Source organism: Streptomyces sp. NPDC008125 (assembly GCF_042957125.1).
Taxonomy (GTDB): Bacteria; Actinomycetota; Actinomycetes; order Streptomycetales; family Streptomycetaceae; genus Streptomyces.
Genome location: NZ_JBIBHR010000026.1, coordinates 1 through 17275 on the forward strand (window position 1 = coordinate 1; position 17275 = coordinate 17275).

The window sequence follows — 17275 nt, forward strand, 5'->3', positions numbered from 1 at the left end:
ATATGCAGCGCTGGCGCGCTGCATAGTGATGGAATTGCGCAAGCGCAATTCGAATTCCAGCGCAAGCGCTGGAATGGAATTCCGTAAACGGAATTTCTGGGGGGATGCAATTCGCGCAAGCGCTCATTGTGGGCACCCGCGCAAGCGCGGTTGCCTTGGCTGGCTACGAGGGGAGGTGCATCGCGTGCGGGCCTGTGTAGGGCTTGGGATTCCTGGCCACCACTCCTACGCGGGGTGTGGCGGGCCGTCGGGTGGTACGGGTGCCGGCCTCGCCGCAGTGACGGGTTCCGCTGCGCTCCACCCTGACCCCTCTTCTGCTCTCGACCTGTCCGGTCAGGCTCACTGGTACCCGGAAGCATACAGGGCAACCGGCCGCTTCGGGGCGAGATTCGGCCATGTATCACCGTGCGGGTGAAAGTTGGCGTGCGAGTGATGCATCACGGTGCATCTCTGTGTAGAGTTTGGGTCCAGACACCACAATCCCGGAGCCGCATCAACGCACCGGGATCTTCCTTTCTGATTACGCGCTCTATTCCGCGAAACGGAGAACACGGGAAATGGCCGTGAAGTTGCGTGACCACCAGATTGAAGCCGTGGCCGCTATCGTGCGGGGCTTCGATATTCCGCCGGGTGGGATTCCCGTGAATGGCCTGCGCGGGCAGGTACACGCCGCGTGCGGCACGGGAAAGACCATTATCGCGGCGGCTTCGGCAAGGCGCCTTGTTCCTAAGGGCCGCGTTCTCGTCCTGGTGCCGACGCTGGATCTGCTGACCCAGACGGTGCAGGCGTGGCGGGCGGCTGGGCACACGGGGCCGGCGGTGGCGGTGTGCAGCCTCACCGACGACCCGGAGCTGTGGAACCTCAAGGTGCGCTCCACGACGAATCCCGTGCAGCTGGCTCTGTGGCACGGTGCCGGGCCGGTGGCCATCTTCGGGACGTACGCCTCGCTGAGGGTCCTGGCGGAGGCCTTCGAGGGCGCCTACGGGCAGATCCTGGCCCCGATGGACCTGACGGTGGTCGATGAGGCCCACAGGACGTCCGGCTCGATGGGTAAGGCGTGGGCCGACGTCCACGACCAGGGCGTCATCCCGTCGCACCGGCGGCTGTACCTGACGGCCACGCCGCGGATCTGGGAGGAGCGCCTGAACCGCGACGTCGCGGAGGGGGTGCGTGACCCGCTGCCGCGCGAGATGGCGGCCTCCATGGACGACGAGCGCGTCTTCGGACCGGTCCTCTACAAGCTCTCGCTGGCGTCGGCCGTGTCCCGGAAGCTGCTGGCGCGGTATCAGATCATCGTGCTGGAGCTCCAGGACCCGGTCGTCACGCCCGAGCGGCTGATGGGCGAGGAGCGGCACGAGGAGGAGGTGCGCGGGCAGCGGCTCGGGGCGCTCCAGGCCGCGCTGCTGCACACCATGGCGCAGCACAACCTCCAGACCTGCATCACCTTCCACCATCGGACGATAGAGGCTCAGGCGTACGCGGAGGGCTTGGAGCGGGTGGCGGCGAAGCTGCACGCGGACCAGCCCGAGAAGTACCCGTCGGCGATCTGGGCGGACTGGCTGTGCGGTGAGCACGTGCCCGAGCGCCGGCGGGGTGTCCTGGGCGAGTTCGGGTCCACGGGGCGGCGTGCGGTCCTCTCGAACTGCCGGGTGCTGGGTGAGGGTGTCGACATCCGTGCGGTGGACTCGGTGGCCCTGCTGGATCCGAAGGGGGCGCCGCACGACATCGTCCAGGCCATCGGCCGGGCCCTCCGGCAGAAGCCGGGCGAGGGGAAACTCGCCTCGCTGATCGTGCCCGTGTTCCTTCCGCACGGGGAACAGCCGGAGGATATGTTCACGTCGGGTTCGTATAAGCCTTTGGTGAAGGTATTGGAAGGGCTGCGGGCTCACGACGAAGAGGCCATCGAATTGCTGGCCATTCCGCAGGAGCCGCAGAAGAACGTGGTCCAGCCGTCCGAATACATCGGGTCGCCGCCCGAGGAAGACGAAGACGAATCCCGGATCTTGCTGCGTTTCGCGGCCCCGCGTGACCCGGTGATGGTCGCGGACTGGGTTTCGTTCAACGTGATCGACATCGAGCGCCAGGACTGGGCGCGCGGCTGGGCGGCACTCAAGACGTTCACCGAACGTGAGGGTCATGCCAGGGTTCCGTACGGGCACAAGGAGGGCGCGTTCCCGCTCGGGGCCTGGAACGCGGAACAACGACGCGCGTACGGGTCCGGGCAGATGACCGGGCAGCGTGCGGCGCGGCTGGAGAAGCTCGGCATGGTCTGGAACCCGGCTGATGAGCGGTTCCAGGAGAACCTGGAGGCCGCCAGGGCGTACTACGCGGAGCACTGGACCCTGTGCGCGCCCCGGTCCGCCACCATGCTGGACCGGCCGGTGGGGCAGTGGCTGTCCAACCTGCGCCGCCCGGGAGCCCTGGAGGACCGCCCGGAGTGGAAGAGCGCGCTGGAGGCCGTGGACGCGCACTGGGATCCCGCGTGGCCGGCGGAGTGGCAGAGGCACTACGCCGCGCTGCGGGAGCTCCTGGCGGACGAGGACGACCACTCCGACGTCCTGCCCGGCTTCACCGTGCACGGCATGGACATCGGGAAGTGGCTGGCGAAGCAGCGTCAGCACACCGTCTGGACCGGCCTGATGGACGGGCAGCGCGAGCTCCTGGAGGCGGTCGGCGTCGTCCCGCTGCCCCCGGAGCAGACGGAGCCCGCCAAGGCCCTCAAGAAGGCTGTGAGCGCCTTCGAGAAGGGAATGGTGGCCCTGGCGCAGTACAAGGCCCGCACGGGCTCCCTGACCGTCCCCAGAGCCCACGAAGAACGGATCGTCATCGACGGCCAGGAGCACGTCGTCAAGCTCGGGGTGTTTCTCAGCAACAGCAAGAGCCGCCGCGACAAGTTGACTGCCGACAAGCTCGCCGCGCTGGCCGGCCACGGGCTGGAGTGGGCTGCATGAGCACCGAGCAGCCGGGCGTCGATGCGTACGGCCAGGAGCTGGCCGGCATCAGCCACCACCAGAGCAAGGCCATCGACGCGCGGTTCATGGTCTTCCAGGCCCTGGCCGCCGTCGGGATCGGACACGAGCAGGCCGACGACATCGTGGCGCAGCTGGAGGCCGGGGCGGTGGCCGGCGCCCACACCTGGATCTCCGAGAGCAGCGCCCCGCACGGGTCCGAGGAGCGCTTCGAGGACGGGTGGCACGCCGGAGTCCGCGACGTCGCCAGCCAGCTGCTGCGCATCGCCGACACCACCGCCACCACGGGGCGGGGGCTCGCCGCGTCCAACGCCATGTTGGTCGCCCACCTCTCGCAGTCGGCCTCTCCCGCGCCGCAGGCGGCTCCGGCGGAGGATCCAGACGCCGCCGCCCCGGCCGTGGCGCTGGACGCGAAGGACGTCCTGGCGGCGGCGGAACGCTTCCCATGGGCCGTGGCCGCGCCGGGGGTGCGGCACTGGCCGGACGGCGGGGACTTCCTGGACGTCGCGCTGAGCGCGGTGCGCCCTGAGGAACGCGCGGGGTACATCGAGCGCCTGGAGGCGTTCGTGGAGCAGCACCGCGCCCGTCTGGAGGCGATGCTGCGCACGCACGGGCCGGGCAGTAAGCCCGCCTCGCACGGCCGGTACGCGCTGATCGGGCAGCCCGAGACCCTGGTCATCGTGGAGCGGATGGAGAGCGCGCCGTTCCTCCTGCGTGCCCAGTGGGAGGAGGAGCTGGAGATCGTGTTCCTGGACGACCTCGAGTTCGTGTGGGGACCGCGTACCCGCCTCAGTCGGTGAGTAGCCGGGAACGAGTGGCGGGGCCGGACAGGGGGATCCTGTTCGGCCCCGCGCCTGTGTGGTCGGCAGCGGCCGAACCGGCCTTCTGCTGCCCGGAGTCGACGGCGTCGCATCCCAGGTCCTACACGCACGCCAGTTTGATGACACGGCGTCAAAGGGTCTCGCATCGCACTGGCGTTCGTGTAGGCCCTGGGGTTTTGAGTGTTCCCCCTGTCTGGCTGTATGGCGGCTGGGAGAAGTCGGCCCCGTGCGAGGCGGGCAGGCCGGGGACTGTGGGACCGGCTCCTCGAGTGGGGTTCGGCGGAGGCGGGTGAGGGTCGGAGAGTTCGGAACATCTGACTTGGTTTCTGTCCGACCTTAAAGTTCCCCGCTCTGCAAGGCGGGGTGTAACGGCTGCCGGGTGGAGCAGGGCGCGGGAGCCGCAATCATCTGACTTGGTTCGTGACCGACTTTAAAGATCACGGCGTGTCCGGTGGCTTTCCGGCCTGACCGACCCGGAATGATCAGCGCATGAATGTGGAGTTGCCCGCGGGGCAGTGGGACGAGTTGTGGCTGCCGTTGCGGCCGTACGCGACGAACCGACTGCACGAGGGGATCCGGCGGGAGCGGCGGCCGGTGGCGATGACGCGTCGTTACGTGGAGGCGAACCCGTCGGCGGTGAGCAATCTTCTCGTCGTGGACGTGGATCACGCCGATGCGGTGCTGCGGGCGGTCTCGTCGGTGGGGTCGCATCCGCTGCCCAACGCGGTGGTGGAGAACCCGGTGAACGGGCATGCGCATGCGGTGTGGGCTCTGGCGGAGGCGGTGACGCGGACCGAGTACGCCCGGCGCAAGCCACTGGCCTACGCCGCCGCCGTCACCGAGGGACTGCGGCGGGCGATGGATGGGGATGCGGCCTACTCGGGGCTGATGACGAAGAACCCGCTGCACACGGACTGGAGCACCGAGTGGCTCCATGGCGGTCTCCACACGCTCGGAGGACTGGAGGAGGCGCTGGGCGGCCATATGCCGCCGACGCGCTGGCGGGAGGCCAAGAGGTTCCGTACCAACATTGCGGGGCTGGGGCGTAACTGCTCGATCTTCGAGACGGCCCGCACCTGGGCGTACCGCGAAGTCCGCCACCATTTCGGCAGCTCCGAGACCCTCCACAGTGCCATCCACGCGGAAGTACACACCCGCAACGCCGAGTTCACCGAGCCGCTGCCGACCGTGGAGGCCCGCGCGATCGCCAACAGCATCCACCGCTGGATCACGACCCGGTCGAGGATGTGGAAGGACGGCGCCGCCGTCTATGAAGCCACCTTCATCGCCATCCAGTCCGCCCGCGGCAAGAAGAGCGGCACCGCGCGCGCTGCACGCCGGGACGAGCGCGCAGCAGCAATGCTTGAGTACATGAGGGGGACGCCGTGACGCAGGAACCCATGCGTGAGCGCCGTACCGCGACGGCCCGTGAGCTTGCGGACCGGTTCGGCGTGTCCCCGCGGACGGTGCTGCGCATGGTCGCCGAGGAACGCGCGGAGTACGAGGGCCGGTCCCGCCAACGCCGGGATCAGATCGTCGAGCTGCACCGACAGGGGCTGAAGGGGTGCGAGATCGCGCGTCAGCTGTCTGTTTCCGCCGGTCTGGTGTCCATCCGGCTCAAGGAAGCCCGCTCGGCCGGTGTCGACCTCACCCGCTACGCCGCTTCCGGTGAAACGCACGAGCAGGGCGCGTAGCGAGCAGGCGGGCCGGCGCTCGTAGTCAGCAGCGAAGAGGCTTGGTGGGCGAGGACGGTGACCATGTCGGCCGTCCCTACTGGGCCGCCGGCGTGGCCTCCAGGCGGTCCAGACGTTCGTAGAGGGCACGCACCGTGCGAGCGCGGGCCTGGACGCAGTGCATGGTGCCCTCGGGCAGCGGGAACAGCTGGTCTTCCGCCTCGCGCAGGACGAGGTCGGCGAGCGCCCGGGGCCCGCTGCTCTTGGGGAGCTGGTCGGCGCGCGTACGGAGTTCGGCGGCGACGGCGCGGGCGTGGCCGGTGAGCTGGAGGGCGATCTGGTGGTAGTCGCGGATCGCGAGCGTGTCGGGGCAGGACCAGGCGAGGACGGCCTTGATGAGGCTCTCGTAGGGTTCGCGGTCGAGCGGGAGCTCCGCCCCGAGCTGTCCGTCGGGGTCGTAGAGGACCGTGTGCGTGCTGGGCCGCGACGACGGCGTGGCCGGGGTGTCGGGGGGCAGGCCGGCGGTCACCGCGCGGTGCCCGTACCGCGCGCGGCCTCGTCGTCCTGGCCCTCGGGCCCGTGGTCGAGGAAGCGGGCGTAGCCGCGGTGGGCGCGGGCGAGGAGGTTCGGGGAGGGGACGCCGTACACGGCCGGGCCGGGTCTGGACTCGGTTGTCTCGGCGGGTGGTTGGGTTGGTGGGGTGGTGGCTCTGGGGGTGGGTGTGCGCATGCGGGCCCCGTCTCCTGGTGTGCGTCGGTGGTGTCGCGTCGTCGCGACATGCGCGTGTCGTGGTGGTGGGTGGTCTCGTTCGTCGGAGGCCGACCGTATTCCGACGTTATGGGTGGCGGGGATGCGATAGGACTGACCGTGAGTACGGGTTTCGGTGTGCAGGGCCTTTGGGGGCAGGTCGGTATGGGCAGGCCGCGACGGACGTCTGCGGGCGTGGTGAGTGGGTTCGTGCTGCGTCTGGTGCGTGAGTCGATGCCGCGTACGCAGGCCGGGCTGGCGGAGGCCCTGGGCGTGGATGTGGAGACGGTGCAGGGCTGGGAGTCGGGGCGGCGTCCGCTGGCGAACATGCGGGCCGGTGCGCTGCTGGAGCTGCGCAGGCGGTTGCCGGCGCTCGGCGGGGACAGGGTGCTGGTGGTGTGGCTGGACGCGGCGATGGACGCGGACCGGATCATCGCGGCCGGGCTGGACGGCGAGACCGGCGGGCCGCACCCGCTGGCCGGGTGGGTGCATACCCGGGGCACGGCGCACATGCTGGCGTGGGCGGTGAACGGCACCGTGCCGCCGGCGCTCACGGGACGGCTTCCCCGTGCCCGGCGTGGTCCGGTCGCCGTCGCCCCGACGTTGGCGGCCGCGGACCGGGCGGTGTTCTTCGACCGGCTGCGGGACACGACCGAGGCGGCGGCCCGCCAGGGCGAAAGCGGGGTGCTGCTGCACCGCCAGGCGCTCTACCTCGCCTCCTACGACCAGGGGCCGGACGCGGCCGCGTGGACCGCGCAGGCCCTGCACAGGCGGCGTGACGTGCTGGCCCGGCGGGGCTGGTCGCCGCACTGGGCGGAGGCCCGGTCCACCGCCGCCGCGCTCGCCCGGCTCGGGGACCCGCAGCCACTACTGGACTTCATCGACCGCGCCCTGGCCGACGACGACGTCGCCGAGGCCGCGAACCTGAACTACTGGGCGCTGTGGCTCGGGGCTCTGGCATTGCCGCAGCCGGACGACGCCTTCATGCGGGACAGGGACCTGTCGGGCTGGGATCCGGTGACGCTGCTGCGGGGCCTGGCGGGCGGGCTGCACCTCGCACCCGGCTTCGTCGACCTGTACGCGCACTCGCTGTGGGCGCTGCTCACCGCGTTCCCGTGGCTCCCACAGGCCGCCGGGCCACTCGCCGGTCCGCTGCGCGGACAGACCGGGCTGCTCCTGGACCAGGCGGCGCTCTCGGTGAGATCCCGGCGCGAACTGTCCCACGTCCACTACGTTTTCGATCACGACCGCTGACACTGGAGGACCGCATGGCCGATGACACCACCAGGGGTACCGCGAGCTTCATCTCCGAGATGGGCGTGCTCAAGCGCGTCGCACGGACCGGCTGGTGGTTCACCGGCAACAGGCAGCCGGAGTCCGTGGCCGAGCACTCCTTCCGTGTCGGGGTGATCGGCTCGGTCCTCGCCATGATGGAAGGCGCCGACCCGGCCCGGGTCGCGTTGATGTGCCTGTTCCACGACTCCCAGGAGACGCGGATCGGGGACATCCCGCACATCGGCCGCAAGTACCTGCGTGCGGCGCCGAACGGGGAGGTGACCGCCGACCAGGTCGCCAACGCCCACCCTGCCGTACGCACCGGCGTGCAGGGCGCGGTCGACGAGTACGAGGCCGCCGAGACACCGGAGGCGATCGTCGCCCGCGACGCCGACAAGCTCGAATGCCTCGTCCAGGCGGTCGAGTACCGGGAGCAGGGCTACAGCCTCACGCAGAACTGGATCGACACCAGCCTCGCCTCCCTCAAGACTCCCTCGGCGAAGGCCCTCGCGGACGCCGCGCTGTCCATGGACTCGCTCCAGTGGCAGAAGAACTTCCTGTCCTGACCGGCACCGGCCACCGCCGCGCGTGCAGCCCGGCAACTTCATGAACGGGCCCCGGGGATGTTGATCCCCCGGGGCCCGTGGTGTGTCCGGCTTCGGGCTGGTCAGTTCTTCCCGGCCGCCGTGGCGGTGAGCCAGTCGGCGGCTTCGGCGTCGGTCATGAGCAGGAGCTGCGTCGGGTGGGCGGTGCCCTCCTGGACGACGTGGGCGTGGCCCGGGTGCCTGCTGCTCTTCGGGGCGGGGCCGGTTATCGGGGCCAGGCGCTGCCAGGTGTCGGCGGTGAACCGGGCCAGGATCACGGTGGCGAACAGCTCGTGGGCCGCCGCGCCGAGGACGCTGGTGTGGGGGGTGCCGTCGAGGAGGACGTGGACGCGGACGGAGCGTCCGGTCCAGAGGGCTTCCTCGAGTGCGGTGACGGCCGGGGACGTGGTGGGGTCGTCGTGCTGGCGGAACGTCTCCCAGTAGCGGGCGAGCCGGTGCAGGGTGCCGTTGGCGCTGTCGATCGCGACGATCAGCCTCGGGGCGTCGGCGAGGTGGTGGTCGGGAAGCTGGTTGCGGCGCTTGAGTTCGTCGGCGAGGTGGACCAGGGCGTCGTGGATGCCGGCGATGTTGCCGCGGTGGGTCACCGTCGGCAGGTCCTTCGCCCACAGGTGGGAGACCTGCGTGAGGTCGAGGACCAGGGCGTGGGCGCCCTGGTGCAGGAACTGTGCGGTGAGGGAGCGCAGGACGGTGGTGCTGCCGCCGCCGGTGGCGGTGCAGACCAGGACGTGCGGGGATTCGGCGTCCAGGTCGACGGCGATGGCGCGGCCGGTGGTGCTGATGCCGATCAGTGCGGTGCCTTCGGGCATCGCCTCGATCTGCTCGCGCAGGCCGGGGTCGGTGAAGTGCAGCACCTGCGGGAGGGCGGTCGTGTGCGTCATGGTGCGGTGTTCCTTCTCTGTGCGGTGCCTGGTGAGCCGGGTGTTCACCGGGTCGAGGGGAATCGTGTCGGCGGAACCGGACAGGGCCCGGTCCGGCCGGTTCGGGATCAGCCCGCTGCGGTCTGCGGGGCGGCGGCCCACGCGGCGGCTTCGGTCTCGCTCATGAGCAGGACCTGCGTCGGGTGGGCGGTGGAGCCCTGCACGGTGTGGAAGCGGCCCGGGCGGGTGCTGGCCTTCGGGACGGTGGTGACCTGCGGGGCTGCCTGGTTCCAGGTGCGGGTGGTGACGCGTCCCAGGAGCACGGTGGAGAACTGCTCGCGCAACAGCCCGGGGCGGTAGTCCGGGGCGCCGACGAGGAAGTGGATGCGGGTCGCGCGCCCGGTGAAGAGGAGCTCCTCGTACGCGTCGACGGCCGGGGACGTCATGGCCTCGCCCGGCTGCCGGACCTTGGCCCAGTGACGGGCGAGCTGGCGCAGGGTGTGGCCGGCGGACTCGAACACCACCGTCAGCCAGGGCAGGTCTTCGACGTCACCGTGCTTGTCGGCGTGGTGAGCGCGGCGTTCCAGTTCGGTACGGAGACCGAGGAGGGCGGTGTGGATGTCGTCGGTGTCGCGGCGGTAGGTCACTGTCGGCAGGGGCTGCGCCCATACCTGGGAGATCCGCTTGGAGTCGAGGACCAGGACGTGCCCGCCCTGGTGGAGGAGCTGGGCGGTCAGGGTGCGCAGGACGGTGGAGGTGCCGCCGCCGGTGGCGGTGCAGACCAGGACGTGCGGCGCGTCGTCGTCCAGGTCGACGCAGACCGGCTGCCCGTCGGTGCCGTGGCCGATGAGGATCTGGGAGGCGGGCAGCTTTTCCAGCTGCTCGCGGACGCCCGGGTCGGTCAGGCGCAGCTGCTGCGGGACGGTGCTCTTGGTGGTGTTCCACATGGGGGTGGTGTTCCTTTTCTGTGTGGTGCCCGGGGAACCGGGTGTTCTCCGGGACGAGGGGGATCGTGTCGGCTGAAGCGGACAGGGCCGTTCAGTCGAGGTCGGTGGTGCCGCCGGCGGCGCGGGGACGGTTGCGCGCCCACTTCTTGAGGTCGCCGAGGCGGTAGAGGAGTTCGGCGCCGCGCTGGTCGACCGGGGCGGGGAAGGCCGGGTCGTTGGCGCGGGCGAAGCGCAGCGCGGCCAGGGTGATGCTGGGCAGGTGGTGTTCGGCTGCCTGGCGCAGGCCCACCGCCTGGTCGTCGTCGACCGGGGCCGGGCTCGCCGACGGCGGTGTGGTGCTGGCCGTGGTGTCGCCCGGGTCGGCGGCCGGGGCCGGGGGCTTGGTGTTCCAGGCGCCGGCGAGGGCGTCGGCGGCCAGGGCGGGATCAGGGCCGGTGGTCGGGACGGGCGGCTTGTGCAGCGGTGTCGGCCCCGGGGGCGCGGGGAGGACGGTGTGCTGCGGTTCGGTGGCCGCCGTGCCGGTGCTGGCCCACTCGCGGGCTTCCGTCTCGGTGAAGAACAGCACCTGCGTCTCGCTGGCACTGCTGCCCGTGACGACCTGGGCGCGCCCGGGGTGCTTCGTGGACTTCGGTGCGGGGTGGACCTCGGGAGCGAGCATCCGCCAGGCGTTGAGGCTGTAGCGGGCGAGGATGCGGGTGGAGAACTGCTCGCGGACCTCCGGGCCGCCGAGGGCGCGGGCGGTCGCGGACTGGGCGACCATGAGGACGTGCATGCGCAGCTGGCGGCCCATGTAGAGGATCTCGTTGAGGGCGTCGACGGCCGGGGAGACCTTCGGGTCGCCGGGCTCGCGGGTCTTCTCCCAGTAGCGGGCCAGCTGCTTCATCGTCGCGTTGACCTCTTCGAGGAGGATCAACAGGCGGGGGCCGATGGCTTTCGGGTCGGCGCCGATGCCGAGGTCGTCGGCGACCCGGGTGCGGCGCCGGCCTTCCATGCCGAGCGCGATGAGCTGGTCGTGGATGTCGGCGATGTCGGCGCAGTACGTGACGCCGGGCAGGCCGCGCGCCCAGGGGTGGGAGATCCGCTTGGTGTCGAGGACGATGACGTGGCTGCCGTGGTGGAGCATCTGGCAGGCGATGCACCGCAGGGTCACCGACTTGCCGCCGCCCGTACTGGCGTTGACGAGGATGTGCGGGGAGACGGCGTCCAGGTCGACGGAGACGATCCGCCCGCCGGCACCGAACCCGATGACCGGTGCGGACTCCTTGGCCTTGGCCACCAGCTCCCGCGTCCTCGGGTCCTTGAAGACGGCCTTCGCGGGGGGCTTGCGGGTCTTCTTCACCCGCACGTACGGGGAACGGCCCTCCGGGTGCCAGGAGAACGTGACGCCCTCCAGGGCGAGCTTCTGGGTGATGAGGTCGGCGACGACCTCACGGGAGAAGCCCAGCTGACGGGGCAGGTCGATGCGGATCTCCGCGTCGTCGTCGGAGAAGTTCTTCGGGACGTGGAGGTAGCGGCGCGGCTCCGTCTGCTCCGCCAGGCCGAGCGGCCGGTGGAGAGCCTCGTGGAGCGGGCCGACCCACTCGCGCATCAGCTCCCGGCGCTCGCGGGTCAGCACCAGGTACGCGGCGGTGCCCACGGTCAGGAACGAGGCGGCGCCGATCCCGGCCGGCTCCAGCGCGGCGAGCGCCTGATCCCGGTACGCCCACAGCTCCTGGGCGTAGTGGGCGGTGGCGTGCGGGTAGCCGGAGGCCAGGTAGGCGCTCTCGGTCACGCTCGCGCCGAGCGCGGTCCGGAAGGCCAGGCGACGCCACCCGGGCTTGTAGGAGCGGCGCCGGACCTTGCCCTCCACGTCCGGCAGGACCCGGGTGCCCGCCCGCCAAAACGTCGCGTCCGTACGACGGACCCCGTCCACGTCCCGCCCGGCCAACACCCTGCCGATCCCGAACACAAGGGACTCGGCGTTCTCCTCCACCTGCTTGTCGAACTTCGTCTGACCCATGGCTGCGTCCTTTCGATGTGCGTCCAGGCACTGCACACCCGGAAGCGGACACCCCTTTCCTAAGCCGGGCGGCCTGTGGACAGAGATCGCGCGAAAGAGCGGACTGAGCGGCGGGTTGTGGACGGCCTCGCGGACCGGAGAGTCCGTAGGCGCCCCGGCTGCGGAGCGCGGCCGGCCAGCAGGAGGTGACGGACCGGTCTACGGCAAGCAGTGCCTGCCCAGCGGGACCCGGCGCCGGCTTCCCGGGCGTGAATCACGGAATGCGCAGTCGCCGCGCGACGTGCCGGGTAGCCTCCGGGCACGAAGTGCCGAACCCGGGGGTGGGGCGTTGAAGTTCACGATCGACACCGAGTCCGACTCGTACGAGGAAGCGCTCCGTACGGTGCGCGCGGCCTACGGGAAACCGCAGTCCGCGCCCGGTGGGCGACCGGTGGTGCCGCCGGAGGACGTGGTGTGGAGTCCGCCGGGTCACCACGACTGCCCGTGGACGGAAGACATGCTGCGGACCTGGGTGAAGGACTTGCACACCGTGGAGGAGCTGAATCTGGTCTGGCGGGTGTGCGCGGAGCCCGGCCCGCCCGGCCTGCACAGTCAGGTCCTCGCGGAGTACCTGTCACCGCGTCTCACGGGCAGGCCGGCCATCACCGCGATGGGCCTGGTCAGCCGACGGCTGAATGCGGCCGCGCGTGAACTGTGGGCATGGCAGATGCCCTTCGTGATCAGCGAGGTGAAGCGGACCCGCACCGTGGACCTCCAAGTCGCTGCGATCCTCCTCACCGCCCTCGCCGACCACCCGCTGTGGCCTCGGCTGCGCCACCACACCGACCCGCCCCCGCTTCCCGCACCGCCGCCCTGAACCCACGCTCCCCGGGCCAGGCAGGGCCGCCGTGTGGCCTCTCGCCGCACCGGACGGCGCCCGGGCGTAGTCTGCTGCCCTTCGATGAGGATCTTGGGGGTGTTGACCATGAGGGAAAACTGCGGGGTCGGCGACGTGGGCTGGGGCCTGCACGGCGGGGACTTCGGCTGGGGCGTCCAGGGCGGGGACCCGGGCTGGGGTGCGCACGACGAGGACCTCGGCTGGGGCGTGACCAGCGCCCAGCGCTGAACACGTGCGTCGCTCTGCGGGCGGGCCGGCTTCCGAGTCGGCCCGCCCGTCCGTTTCCCCGGACCTCACGGGAAGACGCTGCTACAACTCGTCGTGCCGCAGGTCCCGGACCCACCGCCAGACACCTTCCGGGTCCGGGGCGTAGAGGGAACGGCCGCCGGGGTAGGTGCCGTGGTCGCTGATGACGGCGATCCACGGGTCGTCGTCCTCGAGCAACACCGGGACTCTCTGCCCGTCCAGCGGGCCGCCGTGCAGCTCGACTTCGGTCGTCTCGTCCATCACGCCACCGTACGGACGGACGGTCTTCCGGGCGGGGAGAACAGTCGGTTTCACGGACTGTGCGGTGTGCGGCTGGTAGGGCCCGGCTCCGCGCAGGGCGGGCGGTCACTCGCCGCTCGTGTCCCCGCCCTCGCTCTCGTCCTCGTCCTGGGTGTCGCCTTCGGCCTCTGCCTCGCGGCGGGCTTCGGGCGGGGCGGGCGGGGGCGCGGTGTGCTGGGGCACGGGGCGCAGGCCGTGCGGCCATACGTAGGTGCGGATCACGATGTGGCCGGGGGCTCCGGCCAGTGGCCCGGACACCATGTAGGTGATCTCGCCGTCGGGCCAGTCGTGGCGGGCCTCCACCGAGCAGTGGACCCACGTGGTCCCGTTCCAGACGTACATGCCCGGCCGGCGCCCGGCGGGGTAGGCCGTCACCCGGGGTGGCGGTCCCTGCTCCGGGGACCACGGCTGGCGCTCCAGCGGGGGCCGGTCCGGACGCCCCACCGGGGCCCCGTCGTCGGTGTTGTCGTTCTCCACGTCGTCGAGGGTATGCAGCAGCCCCCGCCCGGAAGGGGACGGGGGCTGCTGTCGTACGGGTGCGGCGGGGTCAGGTCGCGGAGAGCGCCAGGGCGGCGACCAGGAGCACCAGGATGTGTGCGGTCTGGTCGACGTGGGCGGCTCCCCCGCGCTGGGCCCAGGCCTGCTGGCGGGCGATCCGCATCCACGCGGTGATCGGCCACCGGCGGTCCAGGATCGCGTGGGTGGTGGTGATCCAGGTCAGGGCGCCGAGGGCCGGGAGGGCGGGGATCGGCAGGTCGAGGACGAGGTGGCCGATGACGAGCATGGAGGAGGCGACGACGAGGTGGGTGGCGGCGTGGGCGACGTTGGCCCGCCATCCGGCGGCGCCCGCGGCGGCCTTGTGCTCGGCCTGGTGGTCGGTCTGGAGTGCGTAGTCGGCGGTGAGGTGTCCGGCGTAGAGCAGGACGAAGAGCTCTGGCAGCATGGGTGGGGTTCCCTCGGTCTGATCGGGCTGGGCGGGACGAAGGGGCGGCCGGCGCCGGGAAGTGACGGCCGCCCCGCCTTTCACTCCGTGTCGCGGTTGCCGAAGTTGAAGGTGCCGCCCGTGATCGTGCCGCCGACGATGCCGCCGTTGTTGACGCCGCCGAAGAGGCCGCCGGTGATCGCGCCGTTGTTGTTGTACTGGGGCTGGTCGTCGCTCGGGTTGTCGGTGTTCTCGGTCGTGTTGTCGTTCTCGTTGCTGTTCTTGCTGAAGACGCCCATGGGGTTCCTGCTTTCGTGTGGGTGATCGGTGGGTGGGTGGTCAGCGGCCGAGGTGGCGCAGGCCGCTCTCGTACATCCGCCGGACGGCGGACTGGCGCGCGGCGTCGTCGAGGACGACGGTCGCGATCTGGCCCCAGGACAGGCCGTGCTGCTCCCGGAGGGTGACGACCTGCTTGGCCGCCCGCCGGTCCAGCTCCTTCGCGAGGGCCTTGGTGTGCATGGCGGCCTGCAAAGCGGCATCGACGCTGTACTCCGTCAGGCTCGCGCCGTCACCGAGGGCCTCCAGGGCGTAGGCGAGCTGGTCGCCCTCCACCGCGCGGGCGAGGTAGCCGTGCGGGTCGTCCTCGGGAGCCCAGGTGATCTCCACGGCGCGGCCGGCGGTCTTGGTGATGGTCACGGACATGGTGGTTCTCCCCTGCTCAATTGCCCTGCACATTGTGCATAGGAAGAGAATGGCACAGCCCTGCACAATGTGCAAGGCGTTCGGTGGAGCCGTCCCCCGGCCACTTCACCGCGCCTTCGGCAGCGCGGCCAGAGAGCGGCGCTCCTCGCCGCGGCCGGTGCCGACGACCCGCCACACAGGCTGGTCGGCCCCGCGCTCCGCCAGCAGCGACAGGGTCGTGGTCGCCACGGTCAGCCGGTAGTTCACGTCCCTCACCCGGCGGGCCCGCTCGTGGAAGGCCGCCTCCCGGGTCGCCGGGGCCGCGCGGCGCGGGGCCGGGGCGAAGACGAACAGCACCGCCGGGAAGGGCCGCTCCCAGGACGGCCCGGCGTAGGTCTCCTGCCAGTGGGAGCGCGGGGCACGGGCGGCGTTGCCGCGCCCCGTGGCGGGGGCGTTGCGGTAGGCGGCGTAGCGCTCCAGCTTGGCGACCAGGCGGGCGTAGGACATGGTGCGGTCGATCTCCACGAACGCGCTGGCGCCGTCGGCCAGGAGCACCATCCCGTCGGGCACCAGGTTCCCGGCCGGGGTCGGGTGGGCGACCTCCACCCGCCAGTCCGCGAAGTCGGCCACCTGCGCCCGGTGGAAGGCGACGGCGGTGTCGACCAGGGCGAGGCCGTGCTCGCGCAGACCGGTCTTGCTCGCCGCGATCCGCTTCCCGGTCGTCCGGCCGGTCGCCGGGGCGAGCTCTCCGGACGCGGCGGCTTCGGCCAGACCGGCCGGGGTGCAGTACCAGTAGCTCTGCTGCGCCCGGTGCGACCTGCCGACCAGCGCCGGGGACTCGTCGAGCAGATTGCGCAGCGCGCGCCGTACGTGGTCGGTGCCCTGCTGGTGCGGCAGCAGCAGTGCCCGGAGCTGGGAGGGGGTGGCCAGGCGCAGCTGGGCGAGGGTGAGCAGGACCTCGCCGCGGAGGTCCGCGCCGGCCTTCGCCGCGGCCTTCCGGGGCCGGGACGCTTCTACGGGTACTTCAGTACCTGTAGAAGAGGAGTTGCAACCGGCCGGGGCAGGCGAATCGGGGGTCTGATCAGCAACAACCGTCAGACGGCGGCTGGGGGCTGCGGGGCTGGGAGCGGGGCTGGTCGTGGGGCTCGGAGCGGGGCTTGCCGTCGCAGCGGTGTCCGCCGGGGCCGGCGGGGTGTGCGGGTCAGGTGCGGTGGTCATCGCGTCCTCGGGTTTCTCCGGCCGTACACAGCCGGGTCGGCGGTCGTCCGGCCCGGGCGGATCTGCGCACGGGCCGGAGCCACCGTGTGAAGCCACCCCTTGACTGCGGTCTGACGGCCGTCGACAACAGGCGTCCGATTCCTCCTTGACCGCCCCTTGCAGTCCTAGTTTGTCCGTGACTGGAGTCACGCCCGGACCGCGTCCAGGAGCACGGTCTCTGTCCACAGGGCTGCAGTTCGAAAGTTGGCTTCGAGGTCGCAGCGATCAGCGAGGCGACCCGAACATGAGGAGCCATCCATGCCCGAGAACACCGTCACCGTGCCGTTCGGCCCGATGGAAGCGGACGAGGTCGCCAACGCCTTCGCCTACATCCAGGCGTTGCTGGCCGACGACATCGACGCCGCCGCCGCGGTCGCCGACCACACGAACCCGAAGCTGCACCAGCTGCTCCTGAACGTCGCCGCGCGCGTCATCATCCCGACCACCGCCGTGGACGACCACTACGAAGAGCCCTGCGCGCACTCCTACCTGGCCGCCGCACTCGGCCGCCTCCTGCTGGAGCTCCTGTGCCACGGCGTGTGCCTGGGAGGTGCGCCGGGCATCGCCGACACCATCACCCGCTTCACCGAGAACATCCTCACCGAGGATCGCCGCGGCGTCGCCGCCGTCCTGCGCCAGCTGGAGGCCGCCGGGATCAAGCAGGCGATGGAGGCGCACCGCACCACCGCGTAGCCGCGCACCTCCGGGACCACGGTGGTGCGGTCCGGCGCGCATCCCCGGCGCACCACCGCCCCACCGTGGTGCGCTCCATCGCACCGCACCGCACCGCACCGCCAGCGCCCGGCGGTGCGGTGCGGTCACCCGGCCGCCTCTCAGCGCCGGGCGGGCTCCCGTATCACACACCCCCTTGACTTCGATCCCTTCGAAATCCCATATGCGCACTATGCGGCCCCTGCGCGTGCGGCAGATCACGCGAACCGGGCGCGAGGGCGGGTCCGGCGAGCGCCCTCCGGTGGGACAGCCAAGCGGTGCGCACCGGCTCGGGCAGACGGCGCACTGGGTGCGCGCACCGATGATGGGGTGCGCGCACCCGGGGATCACCGGTGCGCGCACCATCACCTCCGTGCCGGACACCGCG

The 17275-nt window shown here is 71.3% G+C and carries 20 protein-coding genes; 9 read left to right on the forward strand and 11 right to left on the reverse strand.

Annotated elements, in window-relative coordinates; translation table 11 throughout:
- The first annotated feature begins 557 nt into the window (after positions 1–557).
- The 4 genes from ACFZAX_RS31620 (at position 558) to ACFZAX_RS31635 (ending at position 5484) form a co-directional block, all read left to right on the forward strand.
- On the forward strand, positions 558–2951 hold the full coding sequence (locus ACFZAX_RS31620; protein WP_390965793.1) for a Helicase associated domain protein: 2394 nt from the start codon (positions 558–560) through the stop codon (positions 2949–2951).
- Positions 2948–3769, forward strand: coding sequence for a hypothetical protein (locus ACFZAX_RS31625; protein WP_390965795.1), 822 nt, complete (start codon positions 2948–2950; stop codon positions 3767–3769). The genes ACFZAX_RS31620 and ACFZAX_RS31625 overlap by 4 nt, the downstream gene beginning before the upstream one ends.
- Positions 3770–4279: 510 nt before the next feature.
- Positions 4280–5179, forward strand: a complete 900-nt coding sequence (locus tag ACFZAX_RS31630; RefSeq protein WP_390965797.1) for a replication initiation protein — start codon at positions 4280–4282, stop codon at positions 5177–5179.
- On the forward strand, positions 5176–5484 hold the full coding sequence (locus ACFZAX_RS31635) for a hypothetical protein (RefSeq protein WP_390965799.1): 309 nt from the start codon (positions 5176–5178) through the stop codon (positions 5482–5484). Before ACFZAX_RS31630 ends, ACFZAX_RS31635 begins: the two co-directional genes overlap by 4 nt.
- 76 nt (positions 5485–5560) lie before the next feature.
- On the opposite strand, the gene ACFZAX_RS31640 is transcribed toward ACFZAX_RS31635, so the two are convergent.
- Together ACFZAX_RS31640 and ACFZAX_RS31645 are read right to left on the reverse strand one after the other, a co-directional pair.
- Complete coding sequence (locus tag ACFZAX_RS31640) at positions 5561–5992, reverse strand: DUF6415 family natural product biosynthesis protein (protein WP_390965800.1); 432 nt, start codon at positions 5990–5992, stop codon at positions 5561–5563.
- Entirely contained in the window at positions 5989–6192 is a 204-nt protein-coding gene (locus tag ACFZAX_RS31645) for a hypothetical protein (protein WP_390965802.1), read from the reverse strand. The genes ACFZAX_RS31640 and ACFZAX_RS31645 overlap by 4 nt, the downstream gene beginning before the upstream one ends.
- A gap of 213 nt (positions 6193–6405) precedes the next feature.
- On the opposite strand from ACFZAX_RS31645, the gene ACFZAX_RS31650 reads away from it, so the two are divergent.
- Together ACFZAX_RS31650 and ACFZAX_RS31655 are read left to right on the forward strand one after the other, a co-directional pair.
- Positions 6406–7464, forward strand: coding sequence for a helix-turn-helix domain-containing protein (locus ACFZAX_RS31650; protein ID WP_390965804.1), 1059 nt, complete (start codon positions 6406–6408; stop codon positions 7462–7464).
- Between the two features lie 14 nt (positions 7465–7478).
- Positions 7479–8051, forward strand: coding sequence for an HD domain-containing protein (locus ACFZAX_RS31655; protein WP_390965806.1), 573 nt, complete (start codon positions 7479–7481; stop codon positions 8049–8051).
- A 101-nt stretch (positions 8052–8152) separates the two neighbouring features.
- Here the strand turns inward: ACFZAX_RS31655 and ACFZAX_RS31660 are convergent, their stop codons facing one another.
- The 3 genes from ACFZAX_RS31660 to ACFZAX_RS31670 form a co-directional block, all read right to left on the reverse strand.
- Complete coding sequence (locus ACFZAX_RS31660; RefSeq protein WP_390965807.1) at positions 8153–8968, reverse strand: hypothetical protein; 816 nt, start codon at positions 8966–8968, stop codon at positions 8153–8155.
- A 107-nt stretch (positions 8969–9075) separates the two neighbouring features.
- Complete coding sequence (locus ACFZAX_RS31665; protein WP_390965809.1) at positions 9076–9894, reverse strand: FtsK/SpoIIIE domain-containing protein; 819 nt, start codon at positions 9892–9894, stop codon at positions 9076–9078.
- Positions 9895–9985: 91 nt separating this feature from the next.
- On the reverse strand, positions 9986–11893 hold the full coding sequence (locus ACFZAX_RS31670) for a helicase HerA domain-containing protein (protein ID WP_390965811.1): 1908 nt from the start codon (positions 11891–11893) through the stop codon (positions 9986–9988).
- A gap of 328 nt (positions 11894–12221) precedes the next feature.
- Between ACFZAX_RS31670 and ACFZAX_RS31675 the strand changes: the two genes are divergently transcribed.
- Together ACFZAX_RS31675 and ACFZAX_RS31680 are read left to right on the forward strand one after the other, a co-directional pair.
- Positions 12222–12749 (forward strand): hypothetical protein, encoded by a 528-nt coding sequence (locus ACFZAX_RS31675; RefSeq protein WP_390965813.1) that lies wholly within the window; start codon positions 12222–12224, stop codon positions 12747–12749.
- Positions 12750–12857: 108 nt separating this feature from the next.
- Complete coding sequence (locus ACFZAX_RS31680) at positions 12858–12998, forward strand: hypothetical protein (protein WP_390965815.1); 141 nt, start codon at positions 12858–12860, stop codon at positions 12996–12998.
- 81 nt (positions 12999–13079) lie between these two features.
- Here the strand turns inward: ACFZAX_RS31680 and ACFZAX_RS31685 are convergent, their stop codons facing one another.
- The 6 genes from ACFZAX_RS31685 to ACFZAX_RS31710 form a co-directional block, all read right to left on the reverse strand.
- A complete protein-coding gene (locus ACFZAX_RS31685) occupies positions 13080–13277 on the reverse strand; it encodes a hypothetical protein (RefSeq protein WP_390965817.1) in 198 nt (65 codons plus the stop codon).
- A 105-nt stretch (positions 13278–13382) separates the two neighbouring features.
- Complete coding sequence (locus ACFZAX_RS31690; protein WP_390965819.1) at positions 13383–13793, reverse strand: hypothetical protein; 411 nt, start codon at positions 13791–13793, stop codon at positions 13383–13385.
- Between the two features lie 70 nt (positions 13794–13863).
- On the reverse strand, positions 13864–14259 hold the full coding sequence (locus tag ACFZAX_RS31695; RefSeq protein ID WP_390965820.1) for a DUF3307 domain-containing protein: 396 nt from the start codon (positions 14257–14259) through the stop codon (positions 13864–13866).
- A gap of 80 nt (positions 14260–14339) precedes the next feature.
- Positions 14340–14537 (reverse strand): hypothetical protein, encoded by a 198-nt coding sequence (locus ACFZAX_RS31700; RefSeq protein ID WP_390965822.1) that lies wholly within the window; start codon positions 14535–14537, stop codon positions 14340–14342.
- 40 nt (positions 14538–14577) lie between these two features.
- The gene (locus ACFZAX_RS31705; RefSeq protein WP_390965823.1) at positions 14578–14940 is read right to left on the reverse strand and encodes a hypothetical protein; all 363 of its coding nucleotides are present in this window, start codon (positions 14938–14940) and stop codon (positions 14578–14580) included.
- Positions 14941–15045: 105 nt separating this feature from the next.
- Positions 15046–16137 carry a replication-relaxation family protein gene (locus ACFZAX_RS31710; protein ID WP_390965825.1) on the reverse strand — a complete coding sequence of 364 codons (1092 nt, stop codon included), beginning with the start codon at positions 16135–16137 and terminating at the stop codon, positions 15046–15048.
- A gap of 297 nt (positions 16138–16434) precedes the next feature.
- On the opposite strand from ACFZAX_RS31710, the gene ACFZAX_RS31715 reads away from it, so the two are divergent.
- Positions 16435–16869, forward strand: a complete 435-nt coding sequence (locus ACFZAX_RS31715; protein ID WP_390965827.1) for a hypothetical protein — start codon at positions 16435–16437, stop codon at positions 16867–16869.
- Positions 16870–17275: the final 406 nt, after the last annotated feature.